The organism is Altererythrobacter sp. BO-6 (assembly GCF_011047315.1).
Classification (GTDB): Bacteria; Pseudomonadota; Alphaproteobacteria; order Sphingomonadales; family Sphingomonadaceae; genus Erythrobacter.
Genome location: NZ_CP049259.1, coordinates 2,426,602 through 2,444,427 on the forward strand (window position 1 = coordinate 2,426,602; position 17,826 = coordinate 2,444,427).

The following is a 17,826-nucleotide window of genomic DNA, read 5'->3' on the forward strand; positions in this document are numbered from 1 at the left end:
AGGGAATGGGTCTACTGACTAGTATAAAATTTAACTCGTAAGAATACTGCGACCCTCCGCGTGGAGAAGGAACGGATGAACGTGCCAGTCGACGAAAATCAGGCTCCGCTTGCGGGTATCCGGATCCTTGAGTTCTCAGGATTGGGGCCGACGCCGTTCGGCACCATGCTGCTTGCCGACCTTGGTGCACAGGTTCTGCGGATAGAGCGTCATGGCGCTGTAAATCCTCTGGGCGGAGATCCGCGCTATGACTTTATCTACCGGGGCAGACCGTCGGTGGCGCTGGATGTTCGGTCGCCAGAGGGACGCGGGATTCTCCTCGACCTGGCCAAACAGGCGGATGTGTTGATTGAAGGATTTCGCCCGGGAGTGATGGAGCGGCTGGGTCTGGGCCCCGATGAATTGACTGCAGCCAACGAACGGCTGATTTATGCTAGGATGAGTGGCTGGGGTCAGGAAGGCCCACTTGCCCAAAAGGCCGGCCACGATCTCAACTATCTCGCCATGTCCGGTGGTCTCCATCCGATCGGGCCATTCGATGGTCCGCCAACTCCTCCATTGAATCTTGTCGGTAATCTGGGCGGGGGAGGAACATTCCTTGCCATGGGCATCATGGCGGCGATCATCGAGCGGAGCCGTTCCGGCAAGGGGCAGATACTCGACGTGGCAATGCTCGACGGAATTTCCGTCCTCCTGACTCAATTGTCAGGATGGATGCAGATGGGGCAATGGAACCGCGGGCGCGGGGGAAGCTTGCTTGATGGCAGCGCCTATTTCTACCGCTGCTACGAAACGCAGGATGCGCGCTATATTGCCGTCGGCGCGCTAGAGAAACAGTTCCACGATGCCTTCATCACAGGGCTTGGTCTCAGGCCGGAGGATTTTCCTCGTCACCTTGATCCGGCTCACTGGAAGTCGAGGTCTGAGGTTGTCTCGCAAGTCATGGCATCGAAATCGCGGGATCAATGGGTGGCGAAATTTGAAGAGTTCGATGCGTGTGTTTCACCCGTGCTGAGCCTTGAAGAGGCGACCAGCCATCCCGCCAATATTGCGCGGGGAGTGCACAAAATCTCCGCTCGATCTTTCCAGCCCAGACCGGCACCTCGCTTCAGTCGATCTGAGATAACTGATCCGGGTGAGACTGTGGGAGAAGAGTCGCTTGAGGATGCGTTGCGCAATTGGTCGTTGGAAAAATCCCTTGCTGCAAAACTAGTGCAGGCGTCCAATCCAGATCGCTAAGAATTGCCCGGCGAGGGCTTTTGCAAAACGAAAGGCGAGCAGGTGCACTGCTTGTGGGTCTCTGGCATCAGCAAGGCCATGTTTCCGTTCGCGTATTTCGGCTTGCCGCCTGAAGTCATCCCCTTGCTTGATATATTCTTCGTTAGCTGTCCCTTGGTAAGGAGCCACTGATCAGAGCCTACCGGGGGAGTAAAAGAACCTCGCTGCCTAATTCCGGTTGCGGGCAAGAGAAGTTCTACCAAGTGGAGGCGGCTTTGCGTCCGATTGACAGCACTGCTACCTACCCCCGACACTGGTCTGAGATATCAGGGTCGTGCTGTAAGCTACCGAAGTTTGCGCGCTTATCAGGGCCAATTCCTCAATCCGCAAGAAGTTGCGCAGCGTCTCTGGCGAAATCAGGGCCGTTTTGCTCGGCGAAATGGTCCCTAGGGACTGTTAGCCACGAATTTCCACCCTGCAGGGGGGGGCGCTTACACCCTGAGCAACACCGAGAATCCATTCGCGGGAACGTCTGCTTTCCACCCATTAGCTGCCGGTAATTAGCTCCAGGCGGCTTCCTGAAAGCCGACAGTCTGCTTTGTTGCGCCGTCAGCAGATAGCGGTTGGTCGCGTAACGACCCAATTGCGGAGGTTCGAGGTCGGCCTTGAAAGGCCTGAAGGCGGTCACTCGGCTTTCTGGAGAAGAACGCCATCGCTGTATTGTCTGTTCTGGGTGGAAAGTGGACAACCTCTTCCAAGCGAGCCTTACACAATGTAAGAAATCCTTGCGGGACTCAGCAACCTCCCGGTCAGGCTGCAATAGCCCAAGCGTTGCCTCGTCGTCCGCCTTCTGGCGGGCATTTGTCTGCGAGGTAACCAATGAGCGTGACGCTGACCACCAAACCTAGCTTCTCCCACCTCCTGCGCGTGTTTTTGCGCATTGGCCTGCTCAGTTTTGGCGGTCCTGCTGGACAAATCGCACTGATGCACCGTGAACTGGTCGAGGATCGAGATTGGATTAGCGAGGAGGATTATCTTCACGCGCTCAATTTCTGTCACCTCTTGCCTGGACCGGAGGCGCAGCAGCTGGCGACTTGGATCGGCTGGCGTCTACATGGCTGGCGCGGCGGGTTAGCGGCAGGTCTGCTGTTCGTCATTCCCGGTGCGCTGGTGATCCTCGTATTGTCGGCACTCTACGCGGTCGCTGCTGACCTCAACTGGTTTGAAGCGCTGTTCTTGGGAGTAAAGGCAGCCGTACTTGCGATTGTGGTTCAGGCCATACTACGGATCGCTGGGCGTGCGCTCAACACACAGTTCAAGCAGGGGCTGGCTGTGGCTGCCTTCGTCGCACTGTTCCTGCTGGATCTGCCGTTTCCGCTGATCGTGTTGGGGGCAGGCGCAATCGGAATGGCGGTCGCTGCCATGCGTCCTCAATGGCTGGCGCTAAAGCAGGGAGGTTCTGCTCCGCCATCTGGGCCGCGCCCGTGGCAAAGAACATCGCAGGCTGTGGCTGTTTGCGGCGTGATCTGGGCCGCACCAATGGTACTTGTCGCCACAACGCTGGGCCGCGATCATGTGCTGTGGGACATCGGTGCGTTCTTCTCACAGCTTGCCGTGGTGACATTTGGTGGGGCTTATGCCGTGCTTGCCTATATGGCGCAGAAAGCGGTGCATGGCTTTGGGTGGCTTCAACCGGGCGAAATGGCGGATGGGCTAGGCCTGGCCGAAACCACACCGGGGCCGCTCATCATGGTGACGCAGTTTGTGGGATATCTCGCCGCATATCGCGCGCCGGAGCCGTTCACGCCTTTCGTAGCTGGACTGATCGGCGCTGGGCTGACGACCTGGGTGACTTTCGCACCATGTTTTCTCTGGATATTCGCGCTGGCTCCATGGATCGATCGGCTGGGGAATGCCGTGGGGCTCAAGGGCGGGCTAGCTGCCGTGACAGCCGCTGTAGTTGGCGTGATTGCCAACCTCGCCGGGTGGTTTGTGCTGCATGTGCTATTTGAAACGGTGGGAGAGACCCGTTTTGGTCCGTTGCGGCTTTACACGCCCGACTGGACAACGTTCGACTGGCGCGCGGCAGTGCTTGCGGCCATTGCCTGCTTGCTCGTCTTTAAAGCCAACTGGTCGGTAATCCGTGTGCTTGCGGTATGCGCTGCAGGAGGACTAGCGCTGGGATTGCAACTGTAGCTCGCTGAGATTGTTCGTTGCTATCGATGTCCGCGAAGTCTTCTTGTTAGAAGAACATGTCGATCCCGAAGCATACGGCTAGCCCAACCACTATGTTCATCGGTACGCCTACCTTCACAAAGTCCATGAAGCGGTAATTGGCGGCGCCGTAGACGAGAGTGTTGGTCTGATAGCCGATTGGTGTCGCAAAACTGGCGCTTGCGCCAAACATAACGGCCACGACTAGGGGGCGCGGGTCGATACCCAGCGCATTGGCGAGGCCGATTGCAATTGGGGTCATGATTACCGCTACGGCATTATTGGTCACCGCCTCGGTCAAAATGCTTGTCACCGCGTATATCGCCACAAGAAGGAAGAGAGGTGACATTGACGCAAGAAGGGGCTGCAGGCTCGAAACGATCAGATCAACCGTTCCAGCGTTTTCGAGCCCTTTGCCGAATGCCAGCATGCCGAAGATCAGAACGAGCGTATTGCCGTCAATTGAACCCCAGGCCTCTTCGGGCTCGAGACATCGCAGGAGCAGGACAACCCCTGCACCTGCCAGAGCCAAGGCGGCGATCGGCAAGCCAAAGGCTGCCGCAAGAATGACCACTCCGGCAAGGGTGGCAATGGCTATGGGAGCCTTGGTGCGACGGAAAGCGCGCACGGATGCCTTGCTCACGTCGACCAGCCCGACATTTGACTGCAAGGCTTGCGCCGCATCACTTCCGGCGGCGATCAAGAGTCGATCCCCTGCTCGAACCCGCGCATTGGCAAGATCTGGTCCTGCTAAATGACCAGGCCGGGCTAAGCCAAGGACACGTACCTTAAGCCTCGAAAGGAATGGAATATCGGCAAGCCTTCTTCCGATAATGGGATGCGAAGGAGAAATTACTGCCTGGACCAAACGTAGGTCGTCCGGACGACCTGTCCGGGTGGTCGTCACTCCCCCGCCAACACCAATCAGCCCGGTCCGGAAGTCATTTGCTTCTGCAAGTGAAGCTAACTCTACCGGGCTGGCTGCCACGATCAACTGGTCGCCGCTCTTCAATATCCAGTTCTCGTATCCGCGACGATCGATGGCCTTGCCGCGCTGAACACCCAGAAGACGAAGACCCGGTCGGCGGAAGAGCGCCAACTCGCCAATACTGCGCCCCGCAAGCTCGCTGCCCTGCATGAGCGTGAGATGGGAAAGAAAGGTATCATTCTCGTCCTGCTCATCAAGGCTGTGAGCGGCGCGGTCGGGGAGCAGGAACTTACCCGTGAGAACCAGGAGCACGAGACCGGCTGAAGCGGCGCAAATGCCAACCATGCTGATTTCGAAGATGCCAAAGGCTTCAAGCCCCTGTTCCTGCGCAACGCCATCCACCAGCAGGTTGGTTGAGGTACCGATAAGTGTCAGGGTACCTCCGAGGATCGAGATATAGGACAAGGGAATAAGCAGGCGCGTGGCGGCAATGCCAAGCACCCGGGCAAGCCGCTGGATGATCGGGATCATTACCATCACGACCGGCGTATTATTCATGAAGGCCGAGGCAAGTAAGGTTCCGCCCCCGATCTCTGCCATTGCCAAGCGCGGCTTTCGTAGCGTGCGCCGGATCACCCAGCCTGAAACTTCTTCCAGCGCGCCAGTGCGGAGCAAGGCACCGCTGAGAACGAACATGGCTGCAATCGTGATTGGTGCGGAGTTACTGAAGACCCCAAGCAACTCGCTTGGAGAAAGAAAGCCCAGGGCCATCATGAACAACCCGCCTACGGTGGCAACGACAACTGGAGGTCGCCGCTCCATGGCAAACGCAGCGAAGATGGAAATAAGGAGGGCAAGACCGATAAACGGTCCGGCAACAGACACTATGCTCTCGATGGTCTCTTCCACTTTCGTGCTTGTGCGTTGGCGAAGAGAGGTTTGCCAGAAATAAATTCAATTCGTCGGCTTAGGCAGTTTTGGTTCAACTCGAGTTATCTCAGTGACCCGCTCGAATGTCCGCTTTCCACCCAGTTGCAGACATTAATCGCTTGATTGGGGAAAATCAAAAGCTGCCAGCGCGAAGCTTGCGCACCGTCTCTGTGAGGATCTCTGCTAGACGTTCATCTTCGCTAGCGGGTTGCACCTGCCCAAGTCCCCGGATCAGTTCGGCTTGCCGTGCGGCTGGCACCTTGCCGTAGCTTGTCAGCGTGGTGAGCACCCGCTCGTGCCCGATATTCTGCGACCAAGCCTTAAATTGCTCAGGCGTCGTGCAAAGTCGTTCACCAAGTTGCACCAGCGCATCGCGGAAACAATGGGGGTTGAAATAAGGCAAGCCAGCCGCCGTAAACGCGTCCCTATATATCGTTCGGATCGGGCCGGTGCCGCTCCAGTGCTCACGATCAAGGCCGATGGCCTGAAATCCGCCCTGATCGCCCAACCCTATCCGCGTCTTGGGAAACAAAGGATCATCCTCGCCCCAAAGCAGGCCGGTGCGCAAATGCTCGCACCAATCAGTCACGATTTGCAGTGCATCGCCGCCCACCGGGCAAAACCACGTCGTGAAGGTCTTGCTGGCCTTGGTGCGCACTTCCCGCGCATCCTGATGCACGCAGCCTTGCTCCAGGTCGACGAGCTTCAGCTTCAGGCTGGCAAGCGCAGCCCTCTTGCCCCGGTTAGCAGCGCCAACTCTATCAGCGCCCGATTGCGTTTCTCAATATCGGTTCCGGCGGGCATCTTCGCCAACACGTGGTGCACCTGATCCAACGTAGGCACGGGCTTTTCGCGGGTTGCCTTTGCAATCCGCACTTCCTTGTCGGACAAGTTGAAATAATCCGCATCGGCATAGGCAATCTTGCTCTTGTAACCCGGTTGCATCGCCAGCCAGATGAAAAACTCCCGCAGGGCCGAAAGGGTCGAATGCACCGTGGCTTTCGACAGCGGCTTGCCGGTCCGTTCGGCCTTTTCCGTAGCCAGCCGCTTCTTGAAGGCTACGGCCTGCTCCCGGTGAAAGCGTTTGAAGTCCTTGTGCCCGGTCGCCTCTTCGAAGCGGGTAAGCGCCTTGGCCACCTGATCGATTGAAGCATCATCACGCCGCCGAGCTTCCTTCAGATAGTGGAAGTATTCGCGCTTGATCCGGGTGTTTGCCGCGTTGTGTTTTGCCATGTGTCAGGCTCCTTTCAAATTGTCACAGTTTGGGGAGGGTCGCGCCCGCTCAACTATGCTTGAAGGTGCCAGCGTGATTTGAACGTCCAGTCCCGGCATTCTGGCGGCAATTTCGGCCAGCCGGGTGCGACGGTGCATCATGGTGCCGCAAGTCTCACAGATGGCCTTCAGATTGCCCGTGGCGGCATTTGTGGCAGCATATTCCACCATGCCCAATGCGGGCGTTTTCGGCTTCCGGCACTTGAAGCAATACATCTGCCCCGGCTGGCACGGTCGCTTCGCCGCCTTGCGCTGCGTGCCCCACCATGCCTGAAAGTCGCTGCCAAGGATCAGAGTTGGCTTCGCCCCGTCGATTGCGGGCAAGCCCTTTTGAGCCAGCCACGCACCGTGTGTTTATGCACGTCCAGCCGTTCAGCTAGTTCGCTCACTGTATAGGACCAGTGCAGCTTAGCGCGACGCGGATTGATCCGCTTCATCGCGCCGCCCCTCAGTCCTGCCCTTCGACTAGCCGCCGAAGCGAATCCGCCGTGATAAGCCGCCGCCTACCCATCTTGCGGGTTTCAAGCGCACCAGAGCGCATAAGCTCGTAGATGGAAGTGCGCCCAAGGCTTAGCGCCTTTGCGGCATCGGTGATCGAAACGAGAAGTTTTTCCATCGTGATAAATCCCTGTTCAGTGCCAGCAAGTGCCGGCGGATGCAGGGAATCATCGGCGAAATTTGAGGGTGTGTCGGACGAAAAGGCTGAAATGAGGCCAGTAATAGGTAGGCTCGCAATTTCAGGCCTTCAAATTCTCCTCCCAAATCAGCTTGGCGTAGGGGCGGACCGTACTCTCTCCCGGCGCCTCGTCCCCCTCGGTAAGGTGCTCTATCAGCGCCTTCTCTATGTCGGCTTGGCATTCGGGCTTGAAGTCGCCCCGATTGATGAGGCCGAAAATGTGCAGCGATGCAGCTGGCCAGTTGTATTTCGGCCTTCGCCCCCGGCCTGCATCTGCGCCTTGCCCATTCTCGATTGGCGCTTCCTCAATCTCTAGGTTGATCAAACCGGAGCGGTGGAAGTGCACGCCTTGAAGCTCGATGCGATGGGGTTCCCCATCTTTCCTGCCCTCACCCTTCACGTTGCCCAGCGGCCATTCGAATTTTGCGTTTACCTTGTCAGTGAAGTCGCGCCAGAACCAGAGCGGCACGTCCCACTCAACGGCTTTCCAGCGAAGCATGAGCGTACTGCGCTGTTTGTACTGACAGGTCGCACGCATTGCCCGCGCGCCCAACTGGCCCAAGCGGCAAGCTTCGGTAAGCATCGCCGTCCCGTAGACGGGTCCAGCCTTTTCGAGCACAGCCAAATGCAGATCACGCGCGCTGATCCATTCTTCGTCTGCAAGCACACTGATCCGCCGTATAGCTGCGGCCTGCTTGTCGGCGGGCACAAGGTCGCTCAGCGCGGTGAAGTCGAAGCTCACTCCGAAAGCTCGCACTTCGGTCTTGCCGTCAATCCATGTCGAAAAATCGCCCGCCTGCCAGTCCTGCTCCAGAGCTTCATGCCCTCTCGCCCACCAGAAGCCCTTGCCAATTAACTCGTCGCGTTTTTCCTGTCCGTCCCAGACAATCCGTTCAGCCTTCGCGGCGATAAGTCCGGCGTGCGCACGCTCACAAATGCGTCGCGGGGCAGAATAGTCGAGCAGTCCGTCCGAGACGTATTCCAGCGCCAGTGAGGCTTTAATCCATTCGTGCGACATGGCTGGAAGCTAATGCGCAAGAGCTTCACAGCGCAAGAGAATCCAGCTTAAGCCATTATACTGCTATGCTCGCCAGCGCCTCTTCGGCATCATCGCGCACAAGGTGCCCGTAGTGTTTTTTCGATCAAAGCAACGCTCGTGCCCGAAAGTTTCGCGACGCGTAGGGCCAACAAGCGAAAGTCCCCTTATAAGTTTCTCGAAAACCGGCAGGGACGTCCGCAACTGGGTGGGAAGCGGACATTACGATTACCGTAAATCCGTGAGAAGAGCCTCAGCTAAATTCCCCGTTCGCGAATGCTTCGGCCATGGCAAATTTCTTGATCTTGCCCGAACCCGTTAGCGGAAATTCGCTTACCCATACCCAATGTGCCGGCGTTTTCTGTGGTGATAGCCGCTCACGAATAAAAGCACGAAGTTCTGCGTCGTCCGGCTTTTCAACAACATCTGCCAGCCTGACGAATGCTGCGACGATCTCTCCCCATTTCTCATCCGGCACACCGGCAACCGCAACCTCCGCAATTGCTGGATGTTCAAGAAGAGCTGCTTCGATCTCCGCAGGAAACAGGTTCTCGCCGCCGCGAATGATCATTTCCTTTACGCGCCCTGTGATCCTGACATAGCCACGCTCATCCATCGTGCCGAGGTCACCTGTGTGGAGCCAACCATCCGCATCAACAGTTTCTGCGGTTGCTTCCGGATTATCATTGTATCCGGCCATCATGTTGTATCCGCGCATGCAGATTTCACCTTGTTCGCCAACCGCACAAACGGTGTTGTCGGACGGATTTCGGATCGAAACTTCCATATGCGGACAAGGCTGCCCGATCGTTTGCGTTAAGTCGTGATCATTGTCGCTAGGCCAGGTGGCCGTGATAGCGGGGGACGTCTCGGTTTGACCGTAAACGATCACGATCGGCACGCCGAATATCTCTCTCGCAGCGCGGTTGAGTTCGGGCGCAACCATTGCGCCGCCGCTGGAGACACTCTTTATGCCAGTGATTTTGTGTCCGCCCGCACGAGCCGCTTCAACCATTCCGAAGATCATGGTCGGGACTCCGCCGACTGAGTGAGGTTGATGTTTGACGATTGCGGCAACCATTACAGCGGGGTCAAACTGCGTCACAAGCAGGAGCGTTGCGCCGCGTGAGAAAGTGCCTAGCACGGCCGCTGCGCTTCCGGCGGTATGGAATAGCGGCATAGGAGACATTGTGACATCACCGGCATTTAGGTTCCAACGCTTCATGAGGTCATGATTGCTTTGCACCAATCCATGCTGGTGCAGCAGTACGCCTTTCGGAAAACCAGTGGTGCCTGAAGTGTACTGGATCATAACGATATCGTGAGGCCCCGTTTCACGAAGTTCGCCATCATATTCGCCGGCGAAGACGTGGTTATGCAGCTCAATGTCGAACACTTGATCGGATGCTGGCAGGCCCTTTGCAGCTTCATCGACAATCGGACGCAGCGCATTGCCACGCACATGGGGCTGATAATAGATCGCTATGGAGCTTGACTGTTCAAGCACGTAGCGCAGCTCGCGCGCAGTAAAAGCGGGATTGACTGTCACGAGCGTTAGACCCGCCAAAGCGGCCCCCATTTGGAGCAGTACCCATTCCGGGCAGTTCCCCGCCATGATAGCAATCCGAGCGCCCTTTGGATGTCGAGAAGCTAAGGCGCGACCGCAACGCTCAGCCAATTCGAGCATCTGCGAGTACGTCCACTCACGCCCGATCGATCCATCGGGAAGTAATTCGCGGAGCGCCAGACTTTCGCCGCGGCTCTCAGCTTGCTCGCGCAGCATGCTTGCGATTGTGCGCTCTCTATATTCGGTATCAGCCTGCGCGGGAAAATAACTCTCAGTCAGCGAAACCTTGTACATAGGCACCCTTTCGCGACCCAGCGAGGGGAGACTAACTCAAAACAAAAATCTGACAATAGCCTGCCAGAGACCCCGCAAATTGGATATCCATAACTGGGGCGAAAGCAGCTGCCCTGCCGAAGGTCCGCAACTGGGTCGAATGCTGCCGCTAGTCAGTCTTGGGCGGCGTCCTGTTTTCAGGTGCGACAGCGCGCGAGATAAAGATGGTTGAAAGACCAGCAAGCATCGCTCCGATTCCAAGTGGAATCGCCGCATTTTCCATCTCGTTCACAAGCATGCAAAGGCCATAGCCAATATTGGCACACGAAACCGCAAGGAGTACCAGGCCGCCGGATAAGCTTGGACTAGAGGTAGTTTGCTTAGGCATCTGTTGTCCCCCAGAAGATCGAAAATTGTCCCCAAAACGTAGTCAGTTGTAAATTCCTACGGCTTTTTCGCGATAAAGTTCCACCGGTTTTCCATTCAAAAGAGTTACTTCGAACCATAAGTCTGAATGGAGGATTCCGAACGTCCGCAATTGGGTCGTCAGCGGACCAGCCGCTTTGGGCGCGCATCCAGGCCAAGCTGCCAGTCCGCCTCTAGGATGGCGTCTAGTCCTGTCTGAAGGCCGCTGGTGGGTAGATAGCGGACGGAGAAAAGCGCCACGTTCACTATGGACCGCGGCGCTTCTCCGCTGTGCCGATGTATTCTTGCTCCTCAGAGCCTTTTGATGGATCGCACTTGGATCAATCTTCGGCGGTTCGGACTATTGGCGATCAATCCCGCCACTTCATCCTTCTTAGCAGCATTTCGCCTCCAAGAGTGCGGTATTCGGCACGCCCAGCGGACTCTTCCTGCATCTGCGCTATGGTGCGCCCCATTTGTGCGCGGAATTGGCGCCCTCTCGCTTCCTGCTCCTCGGGTGTCTCGAATTTCTCGAATCGAGTGAGCAGATAAAGATTGGGTTCGCCTTCGCGCGCATGTGTATTGACCAGAACTTCGTAGCCCGTGATCCAGCCCTGCTTGACCGCATAATCCTGCGAAGCACGCCATACAGTCGCCAAATGCTGGGCGTATTTCAGGCCATATCCATCATCAATATGGATGGCAGCCACCTCGACATACTCGGCGGGTTCCATTGGGTACGCATCTTGAGCCAGAGCAAGTTGCGGTGATGCAGCAATAAGTGCCGCTGCAGCCAAGCATGAAATCCTAAGCTTGTTCATCAAATAGTCTCCCCTGGAAGGTTGCAAAACGACCCATGGACACCGAGGAGACGGGCGACCCATCCGATATTGGCCGGCCCCAAGGAAAAAGAATTAAACATCAACCACTGCGAAGAGTCAAAACGGCTACCAAACCGCCGCGATCTAAATCCCGCCGTAAGCAGATATTTCAGCGACGAAAGTTTGTCCGCAATTGGGTCGAACGCCGAACGTCAGGATCCCGGAAAGAATCGGCTGGTTCATTTCCGGGTTAAGGGAGCGCACCGGTTAACGCCCATACTGCTCAGAGTTCAAGGAAGACATTTAGAACAGCATCAAGCCGATCCCATCTTAAATCCTTTCCCTCAGTATCGGATCAGCACTTAAGGTGGTGCCCCCGGTGATGGTCTTGGAGTGCTGTATTGTTGCGTCTCCTGCTTCAGCTAATTCCGTGGGGAGCCGCAGCAGATTGGCGATGCCCGAATGGATAGGGGCCATTAACGCCGCAATCGGCTTCAATGCCCATTGGGGGACGGAGCGTACTCTTGCTGTTCGCGACATCTTTGATGAATAAAAATCGATGATTTCGCGGTCGCTGAAGTCCGCAGGACCTCGAACCTCAAGATGAGTGTCGACGAATTCCTCGCTAGTCAAAACTCTGACTGCCAGCTCTGCGATATCGCTCACAGCGACCAAATTGCGCGTTCGGCTTCCGCTTCCCAACAAGTGCACAGTCTTGCCCTGTGAAATAGGCCGACCAATCAGTTCGAATGCGTATAAGTCCATGAAGGCCGATGGTCGCAACACCGTGAACCTAAGTCCGCTCTTCTCCAGGTAAGCTTCGACAGCTGCCTTTGCGGACCAGAAGTGGACTGGGTGATCAAGGCGAGCTCCTTGTGCCGAGGTATATACGAAATGCTCGACTCCGGCCCTTCTGGCAGCATCTATCAGCTTCTGATGCCCTACAAGATCAACCGCATCGATGCTGTCCGATCGACGCCCGGTTAATGCATGTGCTGCTGTGAAAACTCGCGAAACACCTTCGAGTGCCGGTACAAACTCCTCTGGCTTGCGAAGATCAAGCCGAACCGCTTCGGCTCCCAAAGACGTGAGATCGTGAAGGCTTGCGGGCTTGCGCGATGATACCCTTACTTTGTTTCCAGCTTCCAGAAGTCGATTGGCAACAGCCCGCCCCAATCTTCCAGAACCGCCGACGATCAAGATCATCAGACACCTCTTCGAAACTTTGCTCTCCGCCCTCGGTTACAAGATAAATGAGGCGCCAGCTTGCCGCAATCATTTGAAAGATGCAGACCTTCCAATGTCCGCAATTGGGTCGTTAGCGGCTGGTCCGCTTTCAAGCATCACGCACGAATAGCCGACAGTCGGCTCTCAGGCCGCGCTGCGTGGCAGGAATTGGGCCGCTCATGGGTGGAAAGCGGTCGTTCGAGCTATCTGCGGAGCCGTGCAGTTTTATGCGATGCAGCGGGACCGAAGAGTAGACCTTGTTCAGAGCTATCTGGATTTAGCGGCAGCCGGAGTCTCAAATTTGAACCACTGGCCGTAGCCAGACGAGAAACCGATCAGGAAAAAATTGAAATAACTATACGTGGACCAGGTGGAAACCGTCTCTTCCTTTCTAGCCCTTACGCTCCAATAATATTTTCTATTGGGCTCAAGCGCCACATTGGGTGTCCACTGTGGTTCGACCAAACCTTGGCTGTAGTCAACCAATCGACCTTCGGTGAACTGACGGGTAATTCCGTCGTCATTGAACGACGCAGCTTCATAGAGAACGATGTCATAGGTGACTGCGCTGTCTGCAGATGGCGTCCAGCGGAATTGTGGGCTCAGCCCACCAACTGAAGCGAATTTCTTACCGTCAGATGGCAGAAGCGGAGTTACGCCCCAATAGTTTTTGGTACACGCTATCTTCCAATCGGGGGCGCAAATGCCACTCATCTTCAGCCAAGTTCCAGGCCTTGGTTCGGGACTTACCAAACCTCTGTTGAGCCTTCGTGTCACGCTAGGATAGTTTGCTTCGAACTGCACGGCTGCCCGCTCAAAATCGTCGCCAGCACCAACGATGTATCGTCCACCATTCTGTTCGAATACGAGCTCACCAATATAGATCGGTGTCAGGTCTTCCGGCACTGTGAAGATTGCCCGCATTGCCTGAATGTCCCAGCCACTATCCCTTCTTGCGAACGCGAGGATCGTGTACTGCCCTGGAGGCAGCGACCATACGAAGTCTGTGGATCTCTCGAATTCGTAGACGGAGGCTTTGTTACTGTCGGGCGGCAGGATGATGGCTACGCATTTGTAACCGCCATCAGCGCATTTCTTTTCTTCCCCGTCTCTTATGTATCGGATCGCTCCGACAACAAGGCTTTGACCGACAGCAGCTTGTTGCGCGTTCTTTATCCGCCAAGGCAGCGAGGTAGGGTCTTTTGCCCCACCTGGGGATATTACCAACCCAAAACTGAGGAGCAGAACAGCCGCAAGACGTCTAAACATGAGCCCATGTAAGTCCATATGAGGCCAATTCACTTGATTTCCGTCAAAGTGGTAAATTCAGTTGAAAGCTCTAGGCAGTCCCCAAGTTGCCCATCTCCAGTTTCTGTCGTGAGCTAGATTCTGCTCTTGGGTCGGAAGCGGCTGGTCCGTCTTGTCGCTTATCAGACACGCGTACCAATGGGTCCGATCAAAATTGGCCGAGGCTGCACGTTTCAAGCTGATTGTCGTTTTCTTACAATCCCTTTTTGGTTCGGTTTGTTGTTCTATCTTTGGGTCGCCCCTTGAATGGGACTGGGGGTGAAAATGGCGACTGTCGCCGCAACCGGCTCAAGTGGTCTGATCTTGAGCAGAAGCAAACCTCTGCGTTTGTTCACGCTACTTCTTTTCTATTTTACGCAAGGCTTCCCGATAGGATTATTTTACTACGCCTTGCCTGCCTGGATGAGTGCTAACGGTTCAAGCACAGCAGAAATCGCCTCTGTCGTTGCTGCTTCCGCTCTTCCCTGGTCTTTCAAGCTGATCAATGGCTTCCTAATCGACCGTTACACATTTCTTCCAATGGGGCGACGGCGATCCTGGATCATCGGGGCGCAGGCGCTAATAGTTGCGGTTTTCCTGATCGGGGCAATAATATCCCCTGCTTCCGCCGACGTTTTCCTGCTCTCTGCACTTGGCTTTTGCGCCAATACGGCCGTCACCTTCCAGGATGTGGGGATAGACAGCTTGGCGGTCGACATAATGCCCGACAATGAACGAGCAAAAGCAGCCGGCATAATGTTTGGCGCCCAACTTCTGGGCGTCTCGGCAGCCACGGCCCTAGGAGGCTACATGTTCCAGAATTGGGGCATCACTGTGGGCCTGATCGGCCTGTCGATGCTCCCTTTACTGGTCATGGTTTACGGTATCTGCATTCGCGAAAGATCAGGCGAGCGATTGCTCCCATGGACTTCCGGTACAAGTCATCCGCTCAATGCGAAAATCAAGATCGATGCATGGTGGCCGCTATTACGTGGTTCTTTCCGGGCGCTGTACGTCCCTCTCACACTTGCCGCCGTGCCGATCTTGCTGCTGCGTTCTGTTCCCTATGGAGCTTTCGAAGCATTCCATCCTGAGCTCTTCACGCAAACTGCTGAATGGCAGATAAGTGAATACACCAATCTGATTTCCACATCGACAATGATCAGTGGTCTTTTGGGGCTGATCTTCGGTGGCTGGCTCATCGACAGGATCGGTTCGCGCAAGGGCCTGATAATAGGCGCTGGCGGGGGGCGCAATCATGTTGGTCGCGATGGGGTTCGCTCAACCGTTATGGACGCAAGGCTGGGTCTTGATCTCCTTCACGGTCATCGTCGACATCTTCGCCTTGCTCTACATCATTGCAATCATCCCGATTTGCATGCGGATGTGTTCGCCCGTAGTCGCAGCGACCCAGTTCACGATCTACATGGCTGTCGGCAATTTCGGGCGCCCGATCGGGGCATGGCTTGCTTCTGAGACAGCTGGAAACGGCTATCCGCAATGGCTCTATTGGTCGGGCGCAATTGGATGGACGTGCGTCGTCTTTTTGATGCTTACGGTTCGCTTTCCGAGGCGTGGCGATGCCATCCTGGAGATTATCCATGAGCAACCTCAGGCAGATGGCATTCCGGCAAAAGTGGACTAGTTAGCGTCTGCTTATGGGTCGTTAGCGGAACGTCGGGTTTTAGTGCGGCCTAGAGTCTCACGGTGCTAGTTGGCTGCCATTTCGCAGGCTATTTTTCATGTTTTTTTCATGGAAATGCGAACCATCTCTTCTAAGCCATTGAAAAGATGGTGGGCGCGGCAAGGATTGAACTTGCGACCCCACCCGTGTGAAGGGTGTGCTCTACCACTGAGCTACGCGCCCGCCCTGCTGGGCAGGGGCGCGCCATTGCCACGCAGCAGGGCCATTGGCAAGTGCCCTGTTATGCGCGTGCCCTGTCAGCTCGCGAAAAACCGTCCGAGGAATGCCAGCCAACCGGAAAGCGCTGCGGACGGTGCCGCACGCGCTTCACGCGGGCATTCAAGGCAATAGGCCTGCACCCCCTGTGTGCCGGTGAGCCGGTCCAGATCGCCCGCCAGTTGCGCCAGGCTGGCATTGCGCTGTCCTGCCATCAGCGCGAACAGATCGCCCCGAGGCGCTGAGTCTTCTGCATTGTCGAGCAGGATCTGGCGAATCAGCGAGTCATATCCCGAAGGCGCCGTACCCAGTCGCCGGGCGTGCCATTCGCCGTCCTTCAGACCCGCTTTTTCAGCCGCCCAGGCGAGTGCATCGTCGAGCCCACCGAACTGGTCCACCAGGCCCAGCTGACGGGCGGTTCCGCCGTCCCACACGCGGCCCTGGGCGATCGGATCGAGGTCGCTGGCGGCAATCTTGCGTCCGTCTGCCACCTGCTGGATGAACTTGGCATAGGTGTTCTCGACCGAGGCTTGCAGGATCGCATCGACCTCTGGCGTGAAGCCGCCGATGATGTCGGGCTGGCCGGACAGCGGGGTGGTGCGGATGCCATCCGAATTGACGCCGAAGCGCGCAGCCGTCGCTTCGAAAGTCGGGATGACTGCGAACACACCGATGGAGCCTGTGATGGTTTCGGGCTGGGCGAAGATGCGATCGCCAGTCGCGGCAATCGAGTATCCGGCGCTGGCGGCGACATTGGCCATGGAGATGGCGATCGGGATGTTCTTGGCCTTGTGGCGCAGGATCGCGCGGCGGATCTCTTCGGACGCGGTGACCGAGCCACCCGGCGTGTCGATCCGCACGACCAGCGCGGCGAGATCGTCATCCAGTGCATCGTCGAGCAACTGCGCGATCCGGTCCCCGCCGGCGGTGCCGGGGCCAGCTTCGCCATCGACCACGTCGCCCGCGACGGTGATGATGCCGATTGCCTTGCCGTCCGTGTTCTTGCCGATATCGGCCAAGTAAGGCTTGAGCTCGGTCGCGGCGAAGGCACCCGGCGCATCGCTCCAATCGTCTTCGCCCGCGACTTCCGCAACGCGCTCGCCCCACTGGACACGATCACCCAGTCTGTCGACGAGGCCAGCGTCAAGCGCTGCCTTGGCGAGGTCGCCATTAGCAGCCTGCACCCAGCCGACCGGGTCTTTGGTGACGCGGTCCAGCTTTGCTGCGGGGCGGGCTTTCTTCACGTTAGCCTGCCATTCCTCCCACAGCGCCGCCATTGTGCCGCCGATGTTCTGTTTTGCCTCATCGGAGAACGCGCTGCGGGTGTAAGGTTCGGTCGCGGCCTTGAAGGTGCCCACCTTATACACGCGCGCATTCACGCCATATTGCTGCAGCAAGTCGCCAAAGAACAGGTATGACCCGCCCGGTCCGGCGACGACCGCGCCGCCGATCGGATCGACCCATACTTCGCTGGCATGCGCGGCAAGATGAAGGGCGTCATCGGCATAGGCGTAGGAGTATACCAACACCGGCTTGCCGGCATCGCGCACTCGCGCAAGGGCATCGCCCACTTCCTGCATGTGCACCTGGCCGCCGCCCATGAAACGCGACAGGTCGAGCGCCACCGCCTTGATTCGTTCGTCACCGGCAGCCGCGTCAATTGCGTGAACCAGTTCACCCGCCTCGAATTCGTTGACGGGCGCTTGCTGGCTGAGCAGCGCCTGGATCGGATCGATCTCGGCCCGTTCCTCGACGATGTAGCCGTCCAGCTCAAGCAGCAGCGCGCCATCGCGCACCAAGCCGGGGCTGGGGCGGGCGGACAGCACCGCGAACAGCAGCGCGAAGAATAGCAGCATGAACAGCAGGACAAGGCCATCCTTGATCCCGACCAACAGCCGCCAAACCTTGCCTGCAAAACTCATGATGCGTCTTTCCAATGATGCTTTGTCACTAAACTAGGTGCGAATATGCAAAGTTCCACTGAATTCGGGCGACCCAATTGGTTCAACGCGCGATCGGCTTCTGCCAACGGCTTTCGGCGGCAAAAAATGCGCAAAGCCTCTGGACGGTTG

Annotated in this window: 14 protein-coding genes and 1 tRNA gene; 4 read left to right on the top strand and 11 right to left on the bottom strand. The window is 57.0% G+C overall.

Annotation, left to right across the window (positions count from 1 at the left end):
• The first annotated feature begins 75 nt into the window (after positions 1 to 75).
• Both G6N82_RS11875 and chrA read left to right on the top strand, forming a co-directional pair.
• Entirely contained in the window at positions 76 to 1,239 is a 1,164-nt protein-coding gene (locus tag G6N82_RS11875) for a CaiB/BaiF CoA-transferase family protein (protein WP_165196723.1), read from the top strand.
• A gap of 858 nt (positions 1,240 to 2,097) precedes the next feature.
• A complete protein-coding gene (chrA, locus tag G6N82_RS11880) occupies positions 2,098 to 3,414 on the top strand; it encodes a chromate efflux transporter (RefSeq protein ID WP_206520187.1) in 1,317 nt (438 codons plus the stop codon).
• 46 nt (positions 3,415 to 3,460) lie between these two features.
• On the opposite strand, the gene G6N82_RS11885 is transcribed toward chrA, so the two are convergent.
• The 3 genes from G6N82_RS11885 to G6N82_RS14875 form a co-directional block, all read right to left on the bottom strand.
• On the bottom strand, positions 3,461 to 5,269 hold the full coding sequence (locus G6N82_RS11885; RefSeq protein ID WP_241255089.1) for an SLC13 family permease: 1,809 nt from the start codon (positions 5,267 to 5,269) through the stop codon (positions 3,461 to 3,463).
• A gap of 154 nt (positions 5,270 to 5,423) precedes the next feature.
• The gene (locus tag G6N82_RS14870; RefSeq protein WP_206520188.1) at positions 5,424 to 5,948 is read right to left on the bottom strand and encodes a hypothetical protein; all 525 of its coding nucleotides are present in this window, start codon (positions 5,946 to 5,948) and stop codon (positions 5,424 to 5,426) included.
• 53 nt (positions 5,949 to 6,001) lie between these two features.
• On the bottom strand, positions 6,002 to 6,523 hold the full coding sequence (locus G6N82_RS14875; RefSeq protein WP_206520190.1) for a site-specific integrase: 522 nt from the start codon (positions 6,521 to 6,523) through the stop codon (positions 6,002 to 6,004).
• A 190-nt stretch (positions 6,524 to 6,713) separates the two neighbouring features.
• Between G6N82_RS14875 and G6N82_RS15215 the strand changes: the two genes are divergently transcribed.
• Positions 6,714 to 6,836: a hypothetical protein gene (locus tag G6N82_RS15215; protein WP_277601943.1), complete on the top strand. Its 123-nt coding sequence runs from the start codon at positions 6,714 to 6,716 to the stop codon at positions 6,834 to 6,836.
• 174 nt (positions 6,837 to 7,010) lie between these two features.
• Here G6N82_RS15215 and G6N82_RS11895 read toward each other — a convergent pair whose 3' ends face one another.
• The 6 genes from G6N82_RS11895 to G6N82_RS11920 form a co-directional block, all read right to left on the bottom strand.
• Complete coding sequence (locus G6N82_RS11895) at positions 7,011 to 7,178, bottom strand: helix-turn-helix domain-containing protein (RefSeq protein WP_165196725.1); 168 nt, start codon at positions 7,176 to 7,178, stop codon at positions 7,011 to 7,013.
• Positions 7,179 to 7,299: 121 nt separating this feature from the next.
• Complete coding sequence (locus G6N82_RS11900) at positions 7,300 to 8,256, bottom strand: hypothetical protein (RefSeq protein WP_165196727.1); 957 nt, start codon at positions 8,254 to 8,256, stop codon at positions 7,300 to 7,302.
• Between the two features lie 271 nt (positions 8,257 to 8,527).
• Complete coding sequence (locus G6N82_RS11905; RefSeq protein ID WP_165196729.1) at positions 8,528 to 10,135, bottom strand: class I adenylate-forming enzyme family protein; 1,608 nt, start codon at positions 10,133 to 10,135, stop codon at positions 8,528 to 8,530.
• Positions 10,136 to 10,890: 755 nt separating this feature from the next.
• Complete coding sequence (locus G6N82_RS11910; RefSeq protein WP_165196731.1) at positions 10,891 to 11,340, bottom strand: hypothetical protein; 450 nt, start codon at positions 11,338 to 11,340, stop codon at positions 10,891 to 10,893.
• Positions 11,341 to 11,670: 330 nt separating this feature from the next.
• On the bottom strand, positions 11,671 to 12,546 hold the full coding sequence (locus G6N82_RS11915) for an NAD(P)H-binding protein (protein ID WP_165196733.1): 876 nt from the start codon (positions 12,544 to 12,546) through the stop codon (positions 11,671 to 11,673).
• 288 nt (positions 12,547 to 12,834) lie between these two features.
• The gene (locus G6N82_RS11920; RefSeq protein WP_165196735.1) at positions 12,835 to 13,836 is read right to left on the bottom strand and encodes a hypothetical protein; all 1,002 of its coding nucleotides are present in this window, start codon (positions 13,834 to 13,836) and stop codon (positions 12,835 to 12,837) included.
• A gap of 303 nt (positions 13,837 to 14,139) precedes the next feature.
• Here G6N82_RS11920 and G6N82_RS11925 point away from each other — a divergent pair, with 303 nt between their 5' ends.
• The gene (locus tag G6N82_RS11925; RefSeq protein ID WP_165196737.1) at positions 14,140 to 15,330 is read left to right on the top strand and encodes an MFS transporter; all 1,191 of its coding nucleotides are present in this window, start codon (positions 14,140 to 14,142) and stop codon (positions 15,328 to 15,330) included.
• A 316-nt stretch (positions 15,331 to 15,646) separates the two neighbouring features.
• Here G6N82_RS11925 and G6N82_RS11930 read toward each other — a convergent pair.
• A tRNA-Val gene (locus tag G6N82_RS11930) sits at positions 15,647 to 15,721 on the bottom strand.
• 74 nt (positions 15,722 to 15,795) lie between these two features.
• Positions 15,796 to 17,676, bottom strand: a complete 1,881-nt coding sequence (gene sppA / locus G6N82_RS11935) for a signal peptide peptidase SppA (RefSeq protein WP_165196739.1) — start codon at positions 17,674 to 17,676, stop codon at positions 15,796 to 15,798.
• Between the last annotated feature and the right edge of the window lie 150 nt (positions 17,677 to 17,826).